Genomic DNA, 22,186 nt, shown 5'->3' with positions numbered 1-22,186 from the left:
GCCATTAATAACAATAGGCTTTATGCCTATGTTATTTACCAAAGTTACAAAGTTATTAAGTCCTAAATCTATTCCTGCTATTCTTTTTGGCAGCCTTTTTATCTCTGCTATCTCCTTTTCATAGACTATCTCAACAACATATACACATCCTTTTGGAATTATCCTGACTTCTCTTAAGTTTCCTGCTACCCTTGTCTTAAGCCTCAAATCTGTTTTGGGAAAAGTTAAATATCCATCTTTAATTTTGCACTGTTGATTTGTAAATACAGAAATAGCTTTTCCATCTTTCTTCTTATATTTTGGTAACTTGGGTCTGCCATTAAATTTACTACTATCTCTTCTCCACTCTTCCATTGCTCTAAAAAATGACTTCCAATTCCTATCTAAAAGTCTTAGAGTCTGCTGGGCTGTCTGGGCAGGCAGGTTTTTATAAGTCTCATGTTCTTTTAATATTCTATTGAGCTCTTTGTATCTTACCCATTTGTTGTTTTTTATAAACTCCTGTCTTGTGATGTAGTTGGCATAATTGTATAAGTTTTTCGCTGCAAAGCATATTTCATCACAATACCTCCACAATTCATGATTTCTTTTTATCTGTATTCTCTCCACTCTCTTGACTATTATCTTCAAACACCTCTCTTTCTAAAAGTTGTTTTATCTTTTGAACTTTTCTTTTGCTGTAAAATTTCATACTGTAACAGTGTAGCAAACTTACAATTTCTTCAATTATTTCTTGAGAATCAAGCTTTTCGTCCCCAACTCCAGATACAATAACTATTTCAGTGTTAAATTTTCTAAATAAATGCTCAAATATCTCAAATCCTACTCTGCTTAACCTGTCTTTATAGGCTATAACAACTCTTTATTAAAAACCTTGTATAGTTTCTTATTATTCTTTGTTACTATACGCTTTCTCTTCATTGTCTATATCCTTTGGAAGGCCTTGAGAATGCCAGGTTGGAAGTGTTTCGTTCCAATAGCCAACTCAAAATTTGGTATTCTATCTACGTTTTGATAATGCATAACTCTTCTAAACCTTTCTCTATTTGTCAATTTGCCTGATGGGAACTTATTTTTAATTGAACCCTCCATTAGTTTTTCCCCCTTTTTCAAGCAAGTCCTTTATATTTATTCTGTTTGTTAATGTTGTTTTTATTTTGCTTTTATTATATCACACATTATATTTGGATTTGATAGAATTCTATCTCGTAAAGATGAACTTTTTTACGATAAACAAAAAGGGCAGCAGAATTTTCCTGCTGCCCTTTCTCAACTTTTAAGTTATTTAATTTTCAACGCCCTACACACATTTTATTGCATCTGAGCAATACCCTGCTTGATCTGTTTTACCATAGCATCTGCTGCCTGCTTTGGTGTTGCCTTGCCTGTTGTGATAAGTGAGAGTGCATTGCCAGCTGGTGTCCAAACAGCAGACATCTCTGGAATGTTTGGCATAGGTATTCCCACTTTTGCTTGCTCTGCAAATGCGCTCATGATTTTGTTCGACTTGACCTCGCTGCTTGCAAGCACTTTGTTCAAAACAGGTATTCTGTGACCAACTTTAAAGAGGGTTAGAGCCGAATTTTCAACAAGATATTTCAAAAGCTTAAAAGCTGCATCTTTGTTTTTGGACTTTGCTGAAACAAATGCTGCCTGAACACCAACAAACGATGGTGTTGGTTTTCCATCATCTGTCTTTGGTAGTGGTGCAACTGCAAATGGCACTTTTGCCTTTATAAAGTCTTGAACATCCCATGGACCGCTGATGTAAAATGCAATCTTCTGGTTCTGGAAGTTACCTTTTGCAATATCACCCTTGATGTCCTTTGGCATGAACTTGTATGTCAAAACAAAATCTCTTATCAATGAAAGTCCTTTTATTGCACCATTTGTTGCAAGTCCTATATCATTTGGATCAAGCGAACCACCCTTGTTCTTGAATACATATCCGCCGTTTTGAGCGATGAACGCAAAGCTGAAATAGAAGTTATTAACATCGTACATGAATCCAACTTTTTTAGCCAACGTGATGAGCTGGCTCATTGTCTTCGGAGCTTGTTTTACCTTTGATGTATTGTAGAAAAGCGCATATGTCTCCATAGCAATTGGAAGAGCATAGAGTTTCCCTTCAAATGAACATGCTTCAAGCGCAGTTGATACAAAGTTTTTCTTGTCAACAAGATTTGCTGGGACTGCTTCTAAAAGCTTTGCTTTCCAGAAAGCGCCGAGATTGTCATGTGGAAGACCAAACATGATGTCTGGGCCTTTTCCACTCATTGCAGCTGTCTGAAAGCTCTGGAATGAACCTTGGTCAGTGATGACTTTTACAGTATATCCATTTGCTTTTCCCCACTTGTTTGCAATTGGTTGCAAAGCTTTTACCTCATCCTGAGTAAGATGCGACCATACAGTAAGCTGCTTTTTGGATGTAGCAAATCCTCCGGTTAGTGGTATCAGTGCCACAAGCGCAAAAGCAATTATTAATGCTACAGTTAAGATTTTCTTTGAATTTTTCATAATCAAAACAACCTCCCTTAAATCTGTTTATTCAATATGCAAACGTTTGATAATAACATTATACATTTCTCTCTAAAAAAAGTCAAGAGAAAGAAAAATTTTTGTCTTCATTAATAAAATTAACTTTTCTCTCATGCAATCATTATAACACTTGAACTTTGCTGCACGAACTTCTTTCAACAATCTGATGTGGTACAATTATTCTTCTATACGTCTTTGTTGACTCGCTTAAATCCATCATCAGTACCTCTGCAGCAAGCCTGCCAAGGTGAAGAATGTTGATGTCAACTGTGGTAAGAGGTGGCTGACATATTTCACTTACATTTGAGTTGTTGAAAGAAATCACTGAAAGGTCTTTTCCTACTTTAAGATTGAGACTTTCAGCTACTTTAAAAACCTCAACGGCAATTAAATCGTCCATGCACACGATGGCGGTGGGCCTGTCTTCTTGATTTAAAATCTCATACGCACTTTCCCTATAGCTTTTTCTGTAATAGTTTGCAAATTTTATATATGAACTTTTTGGCTGTATGCCATATTTCTCAAGAGCCCTTTTGTAGCCAGAAAACCTGTCGCTTGTTACCACTAAATCACTCGGTCCACCCATGAATGCAATTTTCCTGTGTCCCAACTTTATTAGATACTCGGTTGCCTCAAACCCTGCTTTGACATTGTCATTGTCCACCCAGTTTACACTGTTTTCAAAACCACTCGGTCTTCCAATCACTACAAACTTAAAGTCAATGCTCTTTAAATACTCAATAGCAGGATCCTTTTCCCTTGATGAAAGGAGCACAAATCCGTCAACCTTTTTACTCTCAACAAGTCTTTTCAAAAGTTCTCTTTCCTTTTCAGGGTTTGAGATTGCAAGCAGAATATCATACTCAAAGCTATTTACTAAAGCGCATATGCTTGTTATCACCTGGTCAAAAAAAGAATTTAAAAAGGCATTCTCGGGTTCTCGCGGCACAAATACACCAACCGTGAAAGATTTTTTTACAACCAGCCCCTTTGCATTTGCGTTTGGAACATAACCAAGCTTTTTTATTGCTTCAAGAACCCGCTTGGTTGTCTCAGGGCTGATTTTGCTGCTGCCAGCAAGAACCCGTGAAACAGTTGATGGTGAAACATTGGCTTCTTTTGCTATCTCTTTTATTGTTGCCATCACCTATCAATCCTCGTGGGATTTTTGAATGTACATCTTCTCGTAGTACTCCTTTACCATCCTCTCTGCAGAGAACTTTTCAAGTGTAGATTCTATGCTGTTTTGCATCATCTTTACCCATCTGTCTCTGTTTTTGTAGTACGTTGGTATTACCTCGTTTTGCATGACATTAACTAAACTCTTAAGGTCGTGACTATCTTGCTCTTTTTCGTCTTTTGACTCAAACCCATCGCCAATCTGCCACCCATTAATTCCGTGCTGGCACGCCTCAGGCCACCATCCATCTAAGGTTGAGACGTTCAAAACACCGTTCATTGCAGCCTTCATTCCCGAGGTTCCACACGCTTCTAAAGGTCTTCGTGGGTTGTTCAGCCAAATATCGCATCCGCGGGTTAGCATCTTGCCAATTTCCATGTCATAGTCTTCCAAGAACACAACCTTGCCGGGATACTTTTTGGACATTGCAATGATGTTGTTGACAATCTCTTTTCCTGTGTCATCAAGTGGGTGGCTTTTGCCTGCAAAGATTATTTGAAGATCGTTTTTGAACATCTTGTCAGCCGCTTCTTTGTCTCGGAAAATGAGGTCGCTTCGCTTATACGGTGCTGCCCTTCTTGCAAACCCTATTGTTAAAACATCCTCTCTTAATTTAATACCCGTCCTTTTTTCAACAAAATCCAAAAGTTCACGTTTTATTTGAGTATGTGTCTGCCAAAGCTTTTCAGGATTGTGTTTTGATTCTAATATTCTTCTGTCAGCCCATGTTCCAACATGAACACCGTTTGTGATACCAATTATTCTGCTTCTTCTATCAACCTGAGCCCACATAGCATTTGCTGTAATTCTGTGCAGGTCAGACACAGCATTTGAAATGCGAGCAAGTCTTAGCGCTGCAACTGTCATATTAAAAGGAGCACCGCCAATATGAACAAGCTGCTCTTCAGTTAAGTTCAAGTTTGCTCCCATGTACATAAGAAGTCTTAAAGGATGTGTTTCATTTCCTGCCTCAACAGGTGTATGTGTTGTAAACACAATCTTTTCTCTTGCTTTAGATAGTGCCTGTTCAAATGAAAGACCTTCTTCCTCCATGTAATATCTCACAAGCTCAAGCCCAGCAAATACAGCATGACCTTCGTTGAAATGATACACATCAACCTTGATACCAAGCTCTTTTAAAGCTCTCACACCGCCAACTCCCAAAACCATCTCTTGGGCAACTCTTTCTTCACCAAACCAGCCATACAGCTGTCCTGTAATCCACCTGTCTGCATTTTCAGGAAGGTCAGTGTCAAGAAGATAAAGGTCTGCGTTTTCAAAATTATCAACCTTCCATACTTTGCAGTATACATCTCTGTTTCTTATTCTTACCTTTACCTTCACGCCTGTGTCCTTTAAAAAGTTGTACCTGTAGATTGGAAAAGCGTCAATCACACCATATTCCTCTGTAACAATCTGTTTGTTGTACCCTTGTTTCCATAGTATTCCAACACCTACAACAGGATATCCTAAATCCTTTGCTGCCTTTAAATAGTCACCTGCCAGAATACCAAGTCCACCTGCATAGATTTTGAAGTTAGAATCAAGACCGAACTCCATGCTAAAATACGCAACTGTAGGAAGTTTCTTCATTCTATCTAATCCTCCTTTGTAAAAGATTTTTTGTGGTGAGACCAAATTGCAAATTAACCCTTGACAGCACCTGCTGCAAGACCGCTTTGAATCTGTTTTTGGAGCGCCATGTATATAATCACAATTGGCAGTGACGCTAATATTGATGCTGCTGAGAACATTGGCCAGTTAGCTGAAAACTGGTTGTTTATAAAGTTTCTAAGTCCAATTGGCACAGTTGCATTCTCTGGCGACTGTAAAACTAAGCTTGAGAGCAAAAACTCGTTGAACACACCGTTAAAGCTCCAGATGAACATCACAGCAAGCATTGGTGCAGTAAGTGGTAGAATAATCTTTCTGAAAATCAGAAAATGTCCTGCACCGTCAATTATTGCTGCCTCATCAATCTCGTACGGTATCTGGTCCATGTTGCCTTTCAAAAGCCAGATGTTGAAAGCAGAACCACCTGCCAGTACCAGAATGAGTGCAAAAAGATTGTCAAGAAGATTGAACTTTGCCAAAAGACCATAAATCGCAGGCATTGCCATGAATGTTGGAAACATCTGCAGAATTAAAAGTGTTTTGAGTCCGTTTCTCCTCCCAACAAAGTTTATCCTTGAAAATGCATATGCTGCGGGAGCTGTCATGAAAATCTGTAAAAATGCAACTCCAAAACATACAATCAAACTGTTTTTGACCCACATCACAAAGTCAGGCAGTGTCTGTGATGGACTGCTCTTTTTCCTGAAAAGTTCTATATAGTTCTCAAACGTAATCTCTTTTGGGAAAAACGATGACTGGAAGAACGCCCCACCTTTTGACAGTGACGCAACTATTATAAACCATGTAGGAAGCAGTGAAAGTATTATCGCAATCCAAATAATCACTCTTGATATCCACAAGGCAATAGCATCCTGCTTTGTCATATACTCTCTTCCAACCATTATCTTTCACCACCCTCAAATGCTCTTGTCAGTTTCATGTTGATAAGTGAAATTGTTCCAACAATAAAGAAGATTATGATTGACATTGCAGAGGCAAGGTCGTACCTGTAAAACTGCATTGTAAGCTTGTATGTTGTTGAGACAAGAAGGTCTGTATGCCCTGCAAACTGAGTGTCAAGCCTTGCAGGTCCACCACCTGTAACAAGGTACACGACGTTGAAGTTGTTGAAAGCATATGCAAACGATGAAATCAAAATTGGAAGTGCTGTTGGTACAATCATAGGTATTGTAATTTTAAAAAGCTTCGTAAACCAGCCAGCTCCGTCTATCTCGGCAACCTCGTAAAGTTCTGGTGGAATTGACTGAAGAGCACCAAGTGACGCATTCATCATAAACGGGTATGAAAGCCACAGATTAACAATAAATATGCTTATCTTTGCCCAGAACGGGTCTGTCATCCAAGGTATTGGATTAAGGCGGAAAGTTTTTAAAAGCATATTTATAGCTCCGTACTCTTCGTTCAAAAGCCCCTGCCATGCCAAAGAAGCAATTGTTCCTGGGATGGCCCATGGGATTATTAAAATTGACCTGTAAATATTTGTCTCTTTCATAAACTTGTTGTTAAGAAGCACAGCAAGCAAAAGCCCCACTGCAAAATTGATAAGAACTGTAATAAGTGCAAATGTAAATGTCCATGCAAATGTTGGCGCAAACACTTCTTTGAAAGGTCCTGTTATGATATCAACAAAGTTTTTAAATCCCACAAACTTGTAGTCTTCCATGTGGTTGAGATTAAAATTTGTAAATGCATAATAAACTGTCATAGCAATTGGGAAGAAAGACAGCACTGCCATGGATATCAAAGCTGGCGCAAGATATACATAACCTATTGGCTCGCGCTTTTTCATAATCTTTTTTCCTCCTTTAAAATAATATGTGCAATCGTTTGCTCTCGAAAATATTATACAATCCTCTTGCTTGCGTGTCAACATTTTTTTAGTCTTTTCTATAAGGGTTTATTTAACAACTACAATTTCGAAACTCTCGGGATTCAGTTCAAGTTCAATATAGTATGAATAGTTTTTAATTTTCTGCTGCGTGGTGAAAAATTCAATCTCTCTGTTAACAATAAACTCTGACCACAACCTTATTTTTTGCAAAGCTTTGCGTGGATTAAAAAGAATGTACACAGTTTCAGTTTCACTTTTTCGTTCAAGGCAAAGAATGTCACCAATTGAAAACTCTTTAACATAGTCACTGTTTAATGCTGAAGATGTTTTTTTGAAATCAATCAATCTTCTGTAAAACTTAAAAATCTCCTTGTCCTGCTTTTCTTCTTCCCATATCATCCCCCTTCTGCAGTCAGGGTCATGACCGCCTTCCATTCCAATCTCATCGCCATAGTAAATCATAGGAATTCCCTGATAAGTAAGGTTGTATACTTGAGCAAGCATTGCAAGTTTTCTGTTTCCAAGTCTTGTCAAAACCCTTTCTGTGTCGTGGCTGCCAATGAGGTTTAGCTGGCATGAAAAAAGTACAGGATTAAATTTTAGTCTGTAGTCTGCCAAAATCCTTGATGCATCCTCTGCATTATATTTACCCATCAAATACCTTGCAAAAACCTCCCACGAAAAGTAGTTCATAACACCGTCAAACATGTCTCCCATAAGGAAATTTTCGCTTCTGTGCATAACCTCGCCAATTAAAAGAATGTCTTTTTTTATTGATTTGAGCTCATTTCTTATCCTTCTTATAAAGTTTTTGTCAAGCTCGTTTGCAACGTCAAACCTAAAGCCGTCAACATCAAACTCCAAAAGCCAGTACTTTAAAACCTCCAAAAAGAAGTCCTGAACCTCTTTGTTTGAAGTATTTATTCTTGGCATGCTTTTTACATTTGTTGCAAAAGTCTCATAGTTTCCTTTTTGGATATCTACAGGTAAAGACTTTATATTATACCAGCTGTAATACTTTGAATTTTCTCCATTTTTTATAACATCCTGAAAAGCAAAAAATCCGACGCCTGTGTGGTTAAAAACCATGTCAAGTATTATTCGAATGCCATTTTCGTGAAGACTGTCAACAAGTTCTTTGAACTCCTCTTTTGTACCCAAAAGCGGGTCAACATCAAAGTAGTCGTCCACGTTGTAGCGGTGGCTCGATAGTGATTTAAAAATTGGTGTAAGATAAATGGCATTTATCCCAAGAGCTTTAAAATACTCTATTTTTTCTTTTATGCCTGCAAAATCACCACCAAGAAAAACTTCAGAGCCTGGTACATCCCAACTGCAGTAATCCCAATCAAATAGTTTCTTGCTGTGCACTTCCTTTTTGCCTCTTTTGAACCTGTCAGGAAATATCTCATAGACAACCAAACCCTCTGTAAAAGAAGGTTTTTCAAACATATCTGCCTCATTTGCATAAGGAAACTGGAAAGCATCAAAATATAGGTTTTCCTCGGTATCTAAAAGTCCAAACTGGTTAAATACTTTAAAACTTCCATCTAAAAGCTCAATCAAAAACTTGTATGCAAACCTTGGCGTTTTGTTTTGCACCTGCGCCGTATACACCTCAAAGTTTCCCACATTCATGTAAAAGTCCATCTTCACTTTCTGTACATCCAAATCATACCTATCTGAGAATATCAAAGTGACGTTTTTTGCAAAACCTCTTTGTACCCACAGTTTTACATAGAACCTGTTTTTGCTCAGAGCAAAAATGTCATGAACTTGATTGTGAATAACCTGCAAACTTTGCACTCTCCTTCTGAAATATTTTTTTTGAAATACAACATTGAAATTTATTTTATCACTTTTCTATCTATAATGCAAATGTTTGCATAAATTTGTTTTGTAGGTACTTATAAAGTTTTTAAAATGTCAAATTTGGATATTTTCAAATCAATCAAATAATTGTAAAATAAAATATAACAAAAAATCAAAACACCACAATATTACGATAATACATTTTAAAAGAAAGGTGGAAAAAAATGCAGGATATAAGAAGCGTCAAGTCGCAGATATGCAGAATTGGCAGAATTATGTACGAAAGAGGATATATTAGCGGACCTGACGGAAACATCTCTGTGAGAATTGACAAGGATAAAATTATTACAACACCCTCTGGGGTATCAAAAGGTTTTTTGAGTGAAGACATGCTTGTTCTAATTGATATGGAAGGCAAAATTCTTGAAAAGACCGATTACAAGCCGTCGTCTGAGATAAAGATGCACCTCAAAGTTTATCAAGAAAGAGAGGACATAGGTGCCTGTGTTCATGCACACTCACCTTATGCAACAACATTTGCAGTGTTAAGAAAACCTCTTGACAAGCCAATTTTAGCAGAGTCAGTTTTTATCTTTGGCGGGTATATCCCTGTTGCGCCGTTTGCAACACCTTCAACATTTGAAGTCCCACAGTCAATCGCACCTTATGTAAAAGACTACGATGCTGTGCTTCTTTCAAACCATGGCGTTTTGACATACGACAAGGACTTGGAGATGGCATTTTACAAGCTTGAGATTGTTGAGTTCTGGGCAAAGATTTTATTTCTATCAAGCCAGATAGGCACACCGCAAATTCTGAGCCCTGAGGAGATTCAAAAGGTCTTGAGCTTGAGAAAGATCAAGTGAATACAAAACAAATAGAGAAGGAGATTAGAAAAATGCTTGATTTAGAAAAACTCAAAAACCCAGATAATTTTTACAGGTGCGCACCTTTCTGGAGCTGGAATGACAATTTAAAAGAGGAAGAGCTTTTGCGCCAGATAACCGAAATGCACCAAAAAGGTTATGGCGGTTTTTTCATGCACTCAAGGGTTGGGCTTGTAACAGAATATCTGTCTGAAGAGTGGCTAAGTCTTGTCAAAAAATGTATAGAACATGCAAAAAAGCTAAACATGCTTGCATGGCTTTATGATGAAGACAAATGGCCGTCTGGGTTTGCAGGGGGTGCTGTGGCTCTTAAAAACCCTTCATACAGGCACAAGTTTTTAGTACTTTTGAAAGAGGACCAGGTAGAACAAGAGGATGAGGTTTTATTTGGATTTGTTCATGGAGGCGAAAAGTACATTGTTGCAAAGCGCACAATGAAGCTTGGTGACAAGTGGTTCAATGGAAGCTGCTATGTCGACCTTCTTTCAAAAGAAGTAACTCAGGAGTTTATAAATCTCACGCATGAAAGATACAAAAAATATTGCCAAGAGTATTTTGGCGATGCAATGCCGGGAATATTTACTGATGAGCCAACATATTTAAGAGCCCACTACAAAGATATCCCTACATTGCCATGGACAGAAAAGCTTCCAGAAAGGTTCTTGCAGAAAAAAGGATATGATATAAAAGAGCATTTTGAGGAGCTCTTCTTCAATGTGGGCAATTACCACAAAGTCAGATTTGACTTTTTTGATGTTGCGCTTGAGATGTTTATAGAAAACTTTACCATTCCTTATGCAAAGTGGTGCGAAGAAAATGGTATCATGATGACAGGGCATTACATGGCAGAAGATACAATGCGTGGCCAGATTGAATGGATAGGCGCTGCAATGCCCCATTACGAGTATATGCAGCTTCCTGGAGTTGATAAGCTTGCAAGACATTTAGAACAAACAGTTACAATGAAACAGGTATCATCGGTTGCAGAGCAGCTTGGCAAAAAAGGTGTGCTGTGTGAAACATTTGGAACAACAGGTCAACATGTGAGTTTTCTTCATAGAAAATGGATATCAGACTGGCAGGCAGTGCTTGGCATAACATACATAAACCCACATCTTAGCCTGTATTCCATGAGAGGCGAGAGAAAAAGAGACTATCCACCAAACCTTTTTTACCAGCAGCCATGGTGGGAGGACGAAAAGTTCTTTGCAGACTATCTTGCAAGGATTTCGTACATAGCAGGGCTTGGAAAAAGAGATGTTGATGTGCTTGTTCTCCACCCGATATCATCTGCCTGGGCAGAGTATTCTAAGTTTGATGATAGCGTGGACAAGCTGGATATTCTGCTTGATAAGACGGTAAAAGAGCTTATAGCAAACAAGATTGACTTTCACTTTGGCGATGAGATAATCCTATCAAAGTACGTACAGGTTGAAAATGGCAAAATTAAGGTTGGTAATTATAGCTACAAAGTGGTTGTGCTGCCACCTCTTACAAACTTGAGGAACACAACACTCAAGCTTTTGCAAGACTTTATAAATGCCGGTGGCAAGGTAGTTGCACTTAAAGATTTCATGTTTTCAAGATTTGAACTTTGCATGATAGACGGCAGAAAGTGTGAAATCCCTTTAAAAGAGAAATTTATAAGTGCTGCCGATTTGAATGAACTTGTTAACATCTTAAAAGAAGAGGTTTCAAACTATATTGAAGTGATTGATAAAAAGACAGGTCAGAACGCCAAAAAAATCATACTTCAGAGCAGAAAACTTGATGATGGAAACAGAATAATATTTTTGGCAAACACAGACCTTCAAAGAGAAGCAGAAATTACAATAAAAATTCCTACTGACAAAAATGTTTTTGTCGCAGACCTTATAGACTTTGGTGTGTTCAAGATTCCAACATTGAGAAGAGAAAATGGTTATGTATTGATTGATGCAACAATGTATCCTGCATCAAGTTTGTGTCTTTTGGTATCTAACAAGGAGCTTTCACAGAACACAAAAAATGTCGCCTCGGGCGTTGTATTTGACAATAATTTCGAATACAAAACAGGCAGCTGTGAGTTTGACATAGAGCTTAAAAACTACAATGTACTTTTGCTTGACAGAATAAAATATGAGGTTGACCGAAAGGTAGTGTTTGAAGATTGTTATTGTGCCCAAGTTTGGCACAATCATTTTTACAATCTCCCGGAAGGAACACCTTTCAAAGTCACATACTATTTTGAGGTTGAAAAAGTGCCGTCAAAACTTTTTGTGGCAATCGAGTGTGCAGAGAATCTTGACAGAATCCTTGTGAACGGTCAGCCTGTCAAATTTGAAAGAAAAAGTGAAAGCTTTTCGCCCGACCAGAACTTTTTGGATGTTAATATTGGCAAGATTGATATTACATCTTTTGTCAAACAAGGGAAAAACGAGATTGTGATAAGTGGCAGAAAGTCAAACAATATTACAGCCCCAGGCTGCCATGAGAGGGTAAAAGACCCCAAAAACCACAGACCGACTGAGGTAGAAGCTATTTATCTTGTTGGAAGCTTTTCTCTCATTTGCGTTGATGAGACAAGGTTTATTCTAACTGAGCCTAAAAAACCTTGTCATTTTGATATAACAAAAGACGGGTATCCTTTTTATGTTGGCTCTATGAGCTTGAAAAGCTCTTTTGAGATTACAAAAGAAAGTTCAAAAAGAGTTTATATAAAGCTAAATAACGTCAGCGCATCAATTGCCAAAGTGTTTGTAAACGGCAAGAAAGCAACCACTCTCTTTTCCCAGCCGTTTTTAGCTGACATAACAGAGTATGTAATTGAGGGCAAAAATGAGCTTGAGATAGTTTTAACAAACACACTTTTTAATCTCATAGAAGCAAATCACAAAGCAGACGTGTTTGATGAACTGTACAGACGTCCACAGAGTTTTATTGACTTTGAAAATTTCACATCACGCTATATGCTCTTGCCATTTGGCCTTGGAAGTTATAGTATATTAACATCCAATGTTTAAAAAGGGGGCCGGTCTAAAAATGGAAATTTTAAACGAAATATCACAGCTTATCCAAAAAGGAAATGCAAAGCTTGCACCCGAAAAGGTAAAAGAAGCTTTATATTCCGGAATTTCTGCTGAGACAATCTTAAACGATGCGCTCATTCAGGCAATGTCGGTTGTTGGTGAGAAGTTCAAAAACAATGAGATTTACGTACCAGAGGTGCTGATTGCAGCACGTGCAATGAAAGCTGCGCTGGAAGTACTAAAACCAATCCTCACAGAGACAGGTGTAAAGCCAATCGGCAAGGTTGTGCTTGGCACTGTAAAAGGCGATTTGCACGATATTGGCAAGAACTTGGTTGCTATGATGATGACAGGTGCAGGGCTTGAGGTAATCGACCTTGGAGTGGATGTTGCACCCGAAAAGTTCTGTGAGGCTGTAAAAAACCATAGTCCACAGATTGTTGCAATGTCAGCCTTGCTTACAACAACCATGCCAAACATGAAAGCAACAATTGAAAAACTGCAAGAACAGGGTCTGCGCGACAAAGTAAAGGTGATAGTTGGTGGTGCGCCTGTGACAGAGAGCTTTGCAAAAAGCATTGGTGCTGACGGGTATGCACCTGACGCGGCATCTGCTGCCGAGCTTGCGAAAAAATTTGTCCAGGGTGCTGCGTAAAATAAATGAAAGGCTGAAGTTTTTCCTACTTCAGCCTTTTTTACTTTAAGCTATTTTTAACCAAAAACGCTGCCACAAGTAAGACTATAAAGTCTACAGCAATTGCCACCGGAATTAAATATCTTGTTTTTTTTACCTGAGTACATGCAAGGTAAGTTGTTATTACATAAAAAAGGGTTTCGGTTGATGCACAGATAATTGAAGAATATATTCCTATCTGTGAATCTGGTCCAAATTTTTCAAATATGTCTTTCAAAACTACATAAGATGCACTTCCTGAAAACGGCTTTATCATGATAAGCCCAAGCGACTCTTGAAATATCCCAAGTTTGTTTAAAATAGGGCCTAAAAAAGTTTTGAATATGTCTACAGCACCTGTCTTTATGAAAAGTTCAACAGCTAAAATTAGTGCAAAGACATTTGGAAATATTTTTATTGAAATTTTAATACCATCCTTCACACCTTCAACAAAGCTACTAAAACTGTCATTGGATCTAAAAAGAGAAAAAATTAGTACAAATACAATAAATGAGGTTATTATAATATCAGAAATTATTTTTGTCATCTTCTCAGCACCCTTGAGATTACTTTGCAGAAAATTACTCCAAAGAAAAGTCCAACCAGTGACACAAACAGTATTGGAAAAACTACAACTGTTGGATTTTCAGACCCATACTCATGCCTTAGTATAATCATTGTTGTTGGGATAAGCTGGATTGAGCATGTGTTTAATATCACAAACAAAATCATGTCGCTTGATGCAAGGTCTTTGCTATTTTCTTTTGAAAGCTCTTCCATTGCTTTAATTCCTGCTGGTGTTGCAGCATTTCCAAGTCCAAGAAGGTTTGCAATAATATTTGTTGACATCCACTTAAATGCCTCTTCATTTTTTGTTTTAAAAAGAAGAGTCAAAATCGGCTTTAAAAATCTTTCTAATATTTTAATTAAGCCTGAGTCTTGAACAAGTCTCAAAAAACCTGACCAGAGTATTATAGAACATGCTATTGTTACAAATATCTGCAAAGCAGTTTTAGGCGCAGAAAACAAGATGGTGGTTATTTTGTTAATATCACCGTTAATTACCTGAACTAAGATTGAAAATAAAATCATAAAAAGCCAAAAGGCATTCAAAAGTCTTTCTCTTCTTTCTTTAAAAAAGCTTCATTATAAAGTATATTCGCTGGTTATATTTTTATAAAATAAAAAAGCACCCTGCCGTTTCAAAATGTTTTGAGTTTTTTCTACATGCAAGGCGCTTTTTTTTTATTATCAATTATTTATATATACAAAACCTCTCTCAAAAGCTTCATATCCAAAAGAGGCACATCAGGTGCTTTGCTTTTTACATCCACAAACCTTTCTTCCTGCAAAGAAGTATATACTGCATAAAGAGTTTCTAAAACATGGAAGGCTAAACTTCCGGATGCCCTAAGTGGTGTCTGCAACTTGATTGCAAGCGCCATGTCAAGGATTCCTAAACCCCTTAAATTGTCGTAATTGAATGGGTTTATCACAGGCACTTCTTTAAACCCATTATCATCATGTCTTTTCAAAAGCACTCTGCCATAGTCAAAGAAGTTTGGGTCTGGAACAATTAATGTGCCTTCTTCACCATATATTTCAATCCCGCGTAGGTTTGTTGCCGGCACATCGTAAGAGACAGTTACACTTCCGATTATGTCATCTTCAAACAAAACTTTTGCTGTTACATATGTTGGCATTTCAACTACAATCTTTTCGCCCTTATGTGGCTCAGATATTATAAGCCTTTCTTTGTAAGTAATCTTGCCCATTGCAGATACCTTTTTGACAGAACCAAGTAAGAACACAAGTGCAGTAAAGCAGTACGGTCCTACATCAAACAAAGGTCCCATAAACTTCTTGAATATAAAATGTGGATTTGGATGCCACTTTTCTGGCCCACCATACATTATAAAGCAGTTTGCTGCAAATGGTTTCCCTATCCATCCATCTTGGATAAGCTTTTTTGCCGTCTGAATGTTCGCACCAAGAAATGTATCAGGTGCACATCCAACTTTAAGTTTTTTCTTTTCTGCTAACTCCAGAATTTCTTTTGCTTCTTTAAGCGTTGAGCAAAGAGGTTTTTCGGTGTAAAGATGCTTTCCACTTTCCAAAACCTTTTTGTTTATTTCATAGTGGTGCTGAGGCGGGGTGAGGTTCACAATTATATCCACATCAAGGTCATAGACTTTATCAGGCTCTAACACCCGTGGCACAGAAAACTCTGAGGCTATGCTCTTTGCTCTTTCCAAGTCTATATCTGCGCACGCAACAATGTCAAATATTCCAAACCTTTTGAGATTTTTAAGATAAACTGGCGCAATGTTGCCACAGCCAAGCACTGCAACTCTTATTTTCTCCATCTTTTCATCTCCTTCTACCTTTAAAAATTTACTTGATTCATTATAACATAAATCAACTTCCTTAATTGTAAAAATTCATTAGCCCCCAGGATAAAGAAAATTTGCACAGCTGTAAATTTTATCAAAATTCAAACGTCTTTGGTTTTCTTTATTTTATATAAATTCTAAAATGAATATACCCATCCTCTATAAACGTCTCAAGTTTTATATCCAAAATCTTGCAGAGTTCTTTCACAATAGACAGCCCCAGCCCAAAACCTTTTCTGCTTGATTTGTATCTTTCAAATAGAAAAATGAGTTCCTCTTCTCTGAGGTCTGTCTTATTGTAGATATCTACATATTCCTTCTGAGCCTCAATATACACTTTTTTATCCTTTGTATTTTCAATTGCATTTTGCAGAAGGTTGTTTATTATTCTTCTAAATGAATTTAAGTCAGTTTTTATCTTTGGGGAATTTAAGCTTTTGATAATAATCTCAACATCTTCAATCTCGGCAAGCTTCTTGAGTTGTTCACATGATTGCTTGATTACTAAATTAATATCAACTTCTTCTATCTTTTTCTCAATTATCCCTGCTGAAATCTTTGAAAGCTCAACCATATTAGAAATTAGGTTTTGCATGTAATCACATTGTTTTTCAATTCCATCCATATTCTGTTTAATCTTTTCTTTATCATCAATATCCAAATATTTCGTGCTTTCACAATAGCCCTTTATAACAGCAATAGGTGTTTTCAAATCATGTACAAAATTAGCAACAAACTCACGTCTCACCTTCTCAAGGAGCCTTAGTGAATTTTTGAGGCTATTGATGGACCTTGCAAGGTCTCCAACTTCATCTGTTGAGTTGTCTTTAAGTTCAAAGTCTTCCCCTTTAGCAATCTTTTGCGTAGCTACTGAAATCTTTATTATGCGTCTTGAAATATGTCGTGAAATCAAAAGTGACACTAATAGTCCAATGAAAATAAATACGATGCTAATTTTAATCAAATTCTTTGATATTATGTTCAAAGCATATCCATAATATGGTTTTATAGTTATTACAACAGAAGTTAACCCCCCTTTTTTTAGCACGTATGCAATATACTCCATTTTAAAGTGTGGATGAGAAAACACATAAACTCCACTTGAATTGAATACAGGCATAATCATGTGATAGGGGATATCCAATCCACCTTTTTCAAGGACAATCGCATTTCCTTGTAAAACAAGTATTTTCACTGCGGACAAATCGCCTTCCAAGTTGTCTTCAAGCGCATCTTGGGAAAGTTTTTTCAAGTCATCTATTATCATATCCTCTAAAAAGTACTTCAGGTAGAGCATATTAGAAATATATATACTCAAAATTAGAAAAACTATTATCCCTATAAAGTTTAGAGCTATTTTAGTAAAAAGTTTCATCTTGTTTTAACATCCTTTCAATCATTCTTTATCCTCCGAAAGTTTATAGCCCACACCCCAAACTGTCTTTATTAAAAACTTGTAGTCTTTTAGTTTTTCTCTTAACTGCTTTATATGAACGTCCACAGTTCGAGTCTCACCAATAAAATCAAACCCCCAAACCTTTTCAAGTATCTCATCTCTTGACTTTACCAAATCTTTGTTTTTAGCCAAGAAAAGCAAAAGCTCAAACTCTTTATGAGTGAGGTTCACATCCTCACCATCCACTATTACCTTAAACCTCTTGGGGAAAATCTCTACCTTGCCATCTAAAAGTTTTATGCTTTCTTCAAAATTCTTGCTTCTCCTCAAAACAACCTTTACGCGTGCAATCAGCTCAAGCATAGAAAATGGTTTTGTGATATAGTCCTCTGCCCCGAGTTCAAAGCCTTTTAACTTGTCAAATTCTTCTGATTTGGAGGTTAATATTATTGCGGGAATACCTTTTTTGCTGGCTTCTTTCAATACTTCATACCCTTCCATATCAGGTAGCATAATATCAAGAATTATCAAGTCAGCCTCATTTAACTTACTCAGTGCACCTTTTGCAGTGTACGAGTTTATAACCTCAAATCCTTCATTTTTCAAAAATCTTGTAATTATTTGATTTAAATCTTGCTGGTCCTCAACAACTAAGATATTTGCCATCTTTCACCCACCCTATTTTATATTATACTCTTTTCTAAATAGATTTTTTGTTAGGCTCAAAATTATTCTTTACAATTTCTTTACACTTTGCTTATACCCATCTTACAAATAGAGTTTAACATATAAAACGTAAAACAAATTAAATTTTTGGGAGGTTGATTAAAGATGAAATTCTTAAAATCAATATTAGGTATTAGTTTAGTATTAGCGCTTGCTCTCACATTCACACTTGTTCTTGCTAAAGGAGTGCAAACAAGCTCCGCTCAAAAAACACTTAAAACTACAGCAGCTGCACAGCAACAAAATACAGGCTGTGGTGGATATAATGTAGGGATGCATGTGAATATGCAAGAACTTGCTGCAAAAGCCTTGGGCATTTCAGTTGATGAACTTGTTAAAAAATTACAGAGTGGTAAAACTATAAATGATATTCTTAAAGAAAAGAAATTAACAGTTGACCAGTTTAAAAAGAAGTTGTACGACTTGAGGGTTGCTGAAATTGACAAACTTTTAAAAGATGGAAAAATAACACAACAGCAAGCTGATTCTTTAAAGAAACACTTTCAATCAAACCTTCAGTTTTGCATTGACCACATGTTAGATTGGTCAAACAATGGCACTGATCATGCAGGAATGATGGGATTTGGACATGGTGGCGGAATGATGGGTTCTGGCTTTGGAAGCATGATGGGATATTAATTGAACAATGCTACAGCAAAAAAGTTAAAGCCTGTCTGCAAAAAACAAAGCAGACAGGCTTTTTTTAATTTTTACTTGGTTTAAACTATTCTTTTTATATCTCCTCCAAGGCTTAATATATTTTTTTCAAACTCAAAATACCCTCTGCTAATGTGTTCAATCCCCTCTATCTCGGTTGTACCATCTGCCATCAAAGCTGCTATTACAAGTGCCGCACCTCCTCGCAAATCCTTTGCTTCAAGTTTTGCAGAAGTTAATCTTTTCACGCCTTCCACAATTGCAACTCTTCCTTCTAATTTGATATTAGCACCCATTTTTAAAAGCTCTCCTACATGTAAAAACCTGTTCTCAAATATTGTTTCTATCACCATACTTGTACCTTTTGCAACTGTAAGTAAACTCATCATTGGTGCTTGCATATCTGTTGGAAAACCCGGGTATGGCAATGTTTTTATATCTGTTGGTTTTATCTTGTCCGTCGAAAAAACCTTAATAGTATTTTCACCTTCAACAACCTTGATATTGCACTCTTTGAACTTAGCAATTATAGGTCTTATATGTTCAATAACCACATTTGTAATTTCTATCTCACCGCCACACACAGCTGCCATTACCATGTATGTGCCGGCTTCGATTCTGTCTGGAATTGGAGTAAAAGAAGCACTTTTAAGCTTGTTCACTCCCAAAATCCTTATTGTGTCAGTCCCAGCACCATATATCTTTGCACCCATTGAGCTTAAGAAATTTGCAAGACAAACAACCTCTGGCTCTGTTGCTGCGTTTTCTATAATGGTCTCGCCTTCTGCTAAAACGGCTGCAATCATAATATTCTCTGTTGCCCCAACTGACGGAAAGTCAAGATATATCTTTTCTCCTTTCAGCTTTTTCACTTTTGCTTCAATGTATCCTTGATTTAACTTTATCTCCGCCCCAAGTTTTGAAAGCCCTTTTATATGAAGGTCTATCGGCCTTGTGCCAATGTTACAACCCCCTGGCATACCTAATATAACTTTGTTGCAGCGTGCAAGCATACTTCCCAGCAAAAGTATAGAAGCTCTGAGTTTGTTTACTATGTCAATATTGATATCATTATTTACAACATTTGGGCTTATAACCAATGTTTCATCAGTATTTTTTACCTCACATCCGCAGTGGCGAAGTATCTCTATCATGATTTTTATATCTTCTAACATAGGAATATCATGTAGATAAATATTATCTTCTGTTATAATAGAAGCTGCCAAGATCGGCAGAATTGCATTCTTTGAAGAGTGAACTTTAACACTTCCAAAAAGTTTTTTCCCTCCGCTTATTATAAATTTCTCCATTATTTTGTGCTCCTTTGAACTTTTTTGAGCTTTTATTATAGTAGTATTCAATTCTTAGATGTCATTTAAACATTAAAAACAACTTTTTTGAAAGAAATATTAGCAAAAAGTTAACATCTTGTATTATAATAGATGGTATAAGGAAGAAATTTATGGGATAAGGAGTGAAGTCAATGCCACCAAAAAGTAATGGAAATGAATCTGTAAAAAAAGGAGTTATTGGTCTTACATACGTGGCCCTCGCGTTTATAATCATCCTCGACATTCTTCTTGGAATTATCATGCCAACAGGCAATCTAAAACTTTACAGCATCGTAGTTGCAACAATCACGTTTATTCTAACACTTGCAATAACAGCTTTTATGATCCGCTATGAAATGAATAAGATGATTACAAAGCTTGAAAATACTCTGGAAGTTATCAAGAACGGAGACTATAGTAAGCTCATCTCATCAAAGGAATTTGGGAATATCCAAAGAGTTGCATCAAGTGTAAACATTGTACTTTCTGACATAAAACTTCTGATTGAAGAGTTTTTTAACCTATCAAATGCAATAGTTGGGGCATCAAAGAAGGTCACAAAAACATCTGAAGATGCAGCAGCTGCAATTGAAGAAATTGCAAAGACAGTTGAAGAAATTGCAAAAGGTGCTTCACAGCAGGCAGAAGAAGCGCAGCATGGTGTTCTTTTAGTAAATAACCTTTCTGAACAGCTCAATGCAGTTTCAGAAAGTTATAATGCTGTAATTGAAGAAACAAATAAAATCGAGACTCTTAACAAAGACGGAATTGAAAAAATGAATGATCTTCGTGAAAAGAGCGAAGTTGCTCTTACAACCGCTGAAAAGGTAATTGAAACAATTATGACATTCGTTGAGAGAATTAAGACTATATCTAACTTTGTTGAGGTAATAAATACAATTGCAGAGCAGACAAACCTGTTGGCTTTAAATGCTGCAATTGAGGCGGCAAGAGCAGGCGAGGCAGGCAAAGGTTTTGCTGTTGTTGCTGACGAGGTAAGAAAACTTGCTGATCAGAGCAAAAAAGCAGCAGATGAGATAAATTCAATAGTGGATGTTATTTTAAGTGAAACAGAAAATACAATCAAGATTATTGACGAAATCAAAGCAGCAGCACTTGGTCAACGAGATGCTGTTATCGAGTCCCAGCATTCTTTCGGAAAGATCTCTGATGAAATCACTGCAATTGTTGAAAAGACGCAAATTGTAAAGGAAGCTCTAAACAGAATGGAAGAGGCAAGAAATGCTGTAATAAGAGCAATTGAAAGTATATCCTCAGTCTCACAAGAAACAGCTGCTGCATCACAGGAAGTTGCTGCAACTGTTGAAAACCAGTTAAATTCTATAAACGAGATGAAATACTCAGCACAATCCTTGCAAAAGCTTGTTGATGAGCTTGATAAGAAGCTGAAGAAGTACAAAATAAGATAAAAAAAGATAAAAGGGGTTGGGAAGATAAGCCCAATCCCTTATTATTTTATAGGCTTTGCAACAATCAATTTCACAATGTCAGATAACAAGTTCTTTTCCTCAACTATCTCAAACCCGGCTTTTTTAACATTTTCTACTGTATTTCGATTTATATTAGCTCCATAAAGCCCAACAACCAAGGGATTTAATATATCCATTATTTTGCCTATTGGCTCTTTTTTGCTTCGAACATGTTCAAGCATTACTAAAAGTCCATCGCCTTTTAAGACTCTGCGGATTTCTTTCAAACCTAAAATGGGATCTGGCACTGAACAAAATACACAGGCTGTCACAACTGTATCAAAAGAGTTATTAGCAAATTCCAAATTCTGAACATCCATAAGTTTTAAGTCTACTTGCAAGTTTAATTTTGCGGATCTTTCTTTTGCTTTTTCAAGCATCTTGGGGCTAAAATCTATTGCAACTATTTCCCAATCTTGACTATAATAAGGCATATTTTTACCCGTGCCGACACCTACTTCTAAAACCTTAGGGCCTTTTACATAGCTAAATAATAACTTTCTCCACTGAGAAAACCACTTTTTCTCCATTATATTTTCAATAGCATCATAGTATTTAGCAGCTCTATCATATCTTTTCCTGATTATCTCTGTTTTGTTTTTCATATATTTTCTCCTTTCATTTCAATA

The 22,186-nt window shown here is 36.8% G+C and carries 20 protein-coding genes and 1 pseudogene (1 of these 21 cut by a window edge); 5 read left to right on the top strand and 16 right to left on the bottom strand.

Features of this window, described 5'->3' with window-relative positions; all coding sequences use genetic code 11:
• The 9 genes and pseudogenes from PGC14_RS00660 to PGC14_RS00620 all read right to left on the bottom strand — a co-directional run.
• Positions 1 to 630, bottom strand: the 5' portion of a protein-coding gene (locus PGC14_RS00660; protein ID WP_039763642.1) for an RNA-guided endonuclease InsQ/TnpB family protein. 570 nt of this gene lie to the left of the window's left edge; 630 of the gene's 1,200 nt are visible here — the first part of the coding sequence; it begins with the start codon at positions 628 to 630; its stop codon lies off the left edge, out of view.
• Positions 578 to 862, bottom strand: a pseudogene (locus PGC14_RS00655) (IS607 family transposase); the annotation flags it as partial. The pseudogene PGC14_RS00655 and the gene PGC14_RS00660, both read right to left, overlap by 53 nt.
• A gap of 62 nt (positions 863 to 924) precedes the next feature.
• Complete coding sequence (locus tag PGC14_RS00650) at positions 925 to 1,092, bottom strand: hypothetical protein (RefSeq protein WP_271629259.1); 168 nt, start codon at positions 1,090 to 1,092, stop codon at positions 925 to 927.
• 219 nt (positions 1,093 to 1,311) lie between these two features.
• Positions 1,312 to 2,517, bottom strand: coding sequence for a maltose ABC transporter substrate-binding protein (locus tag PGC14_RS00645; protein WP_271629258.1), 1,206 nt, complete (start codon positions 2,515 to 2,517; stop codon positions 1,312 to 1,314).
• Between the two features lie 142 nt (positions 2,518 to 2,659).
• Complete coding sequence (locus tag PGC14_RS00640; protein ID WP_011916023.1) at positions 2,660 to 3,682, bottom strand: LacI family DNA-binding transcriptional regulator; 1,023 nt, start codon at positions 3,680 to 3,682, stop codon at positions 2,660 to 2,662.
• Between the two features lie 6 nt (positions 3,683 to 3,688).
• A complete protein-coding gene (gene glgP / locus PGC14_RS00635; protein WP_271629257.1) occupies positions 3,689 to 5,311 on the bottom strand; it encodes an alpha-glucan family phosphorylase in 1,623 nt (540 codons plus the stop codon).
• Positions 5,312 to 5,364: 53 nt separating this feature from the next.
• The gene (locus PGC14_RS00630) at positions 5,365 to 6,234 is read right to left on the bottom strand and encodes a sugar ABC transporter permease (RefSeq protein WP_011916021.1); all 870 of its coding nucleotides are present in this window, start codon (positions 6,232 to 6,234) and stop codon (positions 5,365 to 5,367) included.
• On the bottom strand, positions 6,234 to 7,142 hold the full coding sequence (locus PGC14_RS00625) for a carbohydrate ABC transporter permease (RefSeq protein ID WP_011916020.1): 909 nt from the start codon (positions 7,140 to 7,142) through the stop codon (positions 6,234 to 6,236). Before PGC14_RS00625 ends, PGC14_RS00630 begins: the two co-directional genes overlap by 1 nt.
• A 108-nt stretch (positions 7,143 to 7,250) precedes the next feature.
• Complete coding sequence (locus tag PGC14_RS00620; RefSeq protein WP_307742495.1) at positions 7,251 to 8,981, bottom strand: glycoside hydrolase family 13 protein; 1,731 nt, start codon at positions 8,979 to 8,981, stop codon at positions 7,251 to 7,253.
• 239 nt (positions 8,982 to 9,220) lie between these two features.
• Here PGC14_RS00620 and PGC14_RS00615 point away from each other — a divergent pair, with 239 nt between their 5' ends.
• The 3 genes from PGC14_RS00615 to PGC14_RS00605 are packed head-to-tail and all read left to right on the top strand — an operon-like array spanning position 9,221 to position 13,546.
• Positions 9,221 to 9,862, top strand: a complete 642-nt coding sequence (locus PGC14_RS00615; protein WP_271629255.1) for a class II aldolase/adducin family protein — start codon at positions 9,221 to 9,223, stop codon at positions 9,860 to 9,862.
• A 32-nt stretch (positions 9,863 to 9,894) separates the two neighbouring features.
• Positions 9,895 to 12,885, top strand: coding sequence for an alpha-L-rhamnosidase (locus PGC14_RS00610; RefSeq protein WP_271629254.1), 2,991 nt, complete (start codon positions 9,895 to 9,897; stop codon positions 12,883 to 12,885).
• 19 nt (positions 12,886 to 12,904) lie between these two features.
• Entirely contained in the window at positions 12,905 to 13,546 is a 642-nt protein-coding gene (locus PGC14_RS00605) for a cobalamin B12-binding domain-containing protein (protein ID WP_271629253.1), read from the top strand.
• 40 nt (positions 13,547 to 13,586) lie between these two features.
• Here PGC14_RS00605 and PGC14_RS00600 read toward each other — a convergent pair whose 3' ends face one another.
• The 5 genes from PGC14_RS00600 to PGC14_RS00580 all read right to left on the bottom strand — a co-directional run bounded on the left by PGC14_RS00600 (position 13,587) and on the right by PGC14_RS00580 (position 18,019).
• Complete coding sequence (locus PGC14_RS00600) at positions 13,587 to 14,111, bottom strand: spore maturation protein (protein ID WP_271629252.1); 525 nt, start codon at positions 14,109 to 14,111, stop codon at positions 13,587 to 13,589.
• Entirely contained in the window at positions 14,108 to 14,677 is a 570-nt protein-coding gene (locus tag PGC14_RS00595) for a nucleoside recognition domain-containing protein (protein WP_271629251.1), read from the bottom strand. The genes PGC14_RS00600 and PGC14_RS00595 overlap by 4 nt, the downstream gene beginning before the upstream one ends.
• A 146-nt stretch (positions 14,678 to 14,823) precedes the next feature.
• Positions 14,824 to 15,930, bottom strand: a complete 1,107-nt coding sequence (locus PGC14_RS00590) for a Gfo/Idh/MocA family protein (protein ID WP_271629250.1) — start codon at positions 15,928 to 15,930, stop codon at positions 14,824 to 14,826.
• A gap of 148 nt (positions 15,931 to 16,078) precedes the next feature.
• A complete protein-coding gene (locus PGC14_RS00585) occupies positions 16,079 to 17,332 on the bottom strand; it encodes a sensor histidine kinase (RefSeq protein ID WP_271629249.1) in 1,254 nt (417 codons plus the stop codon).
• Between the two features lie 21 nt (positions 17,333 to 17,353).
• The gene (locus PGC14_RS00580) at positions 17,354 to 18,019 is read right to left on the bottom strand and encodes a response regulator transcription factor (RefSeq protein ID WP_271629248.1); all 666 of its coding nucleotides are present in this window, start codon (positions 18,017 to 18,019) and stop codon (positions 17,354 to 17,356) included.
• A 165-nt stretch (positions 18,020 to 18,184) separates the two neighbouring features.
• Between PGC14_RS00580 and PGC14_RS00575 the strand changes: the two genes are divergently transcribed.
• Positions 18,185 to 18,718: a hypothetical protein gene (locus PGC14_RS00575; RefSeq protein WP_271629247.1), complete on the top strand. Its 534-nt coding sequence runs from the start codon at positions 18,185 to 18,187 to the stop codon at positions 18,716 to 18,718.
• Between the two features lie 80 nt (positions 18,719 to 18,798).
• Here PGC14_RS00575 and murA read toward each other — a convergent pair whose 3' ends face one another.
• Entirely contained in the window at positions 18,799 to 20,046 is a 1,248-nt protein-coding gene (gene murA / locus PGC14_RS00570) for a UDP-N-acetylglucosamine 1-carboxyvinyltransferase (protein WP_271629246.1), read from the bottom strand.
• Positions 20,047 to 20,219: 173 nt separating this feature from the next.
• Between murA and PGC14_RS00565 the strand changes: the two genes are divergently transcribed.
• A complete protein-coding gene (locus PGC14_RS00565; protein ID WP_271629245.1) occupies positions 20,220 to 21,497 on the top strand; it encodes a methyl-accepting chemotaxis protein in 1,278 nt (425 codons plus the stop codon).
• Between the two features lie 41 nt (positions 21,498 to 21,538).
• Here the strand turns inward: PGC14_RS00565 and PGC14_RS00560 are convergent, their stop codons facing one another.
• Positions 21,539 to 22,162 (bottom strand): class I SAM-dependent methyltransferase, encoded by a 624-nt coding sequence (locus PGC14_RS00560; protein WP_271629244.1) that lies wholly within the window; start codon positions 22,160 to 22,162, stop codon positions 21,539 to 21,541.
• Positions 22,163 to 22,186 lie beyond the last annotated feature (24 nt).

Source organism: Caldicellulosiruptor sp. DIB 104C (assembly GCF_028198085.1).
Lineage (GTDB): Bacteria > Bacillota > Thermoanaerobacteria > Caldicellulosiruptorales > Caldicellulosiruptoraceae > Caldicellulosiruptor > Caldicellulosiruptor saccharolyticus.
The sequence above is the reverse complement of the archived record's forward strand: the minus strand, read 5'-3'. Positions and strand labels throughout refer to the sequence as shown.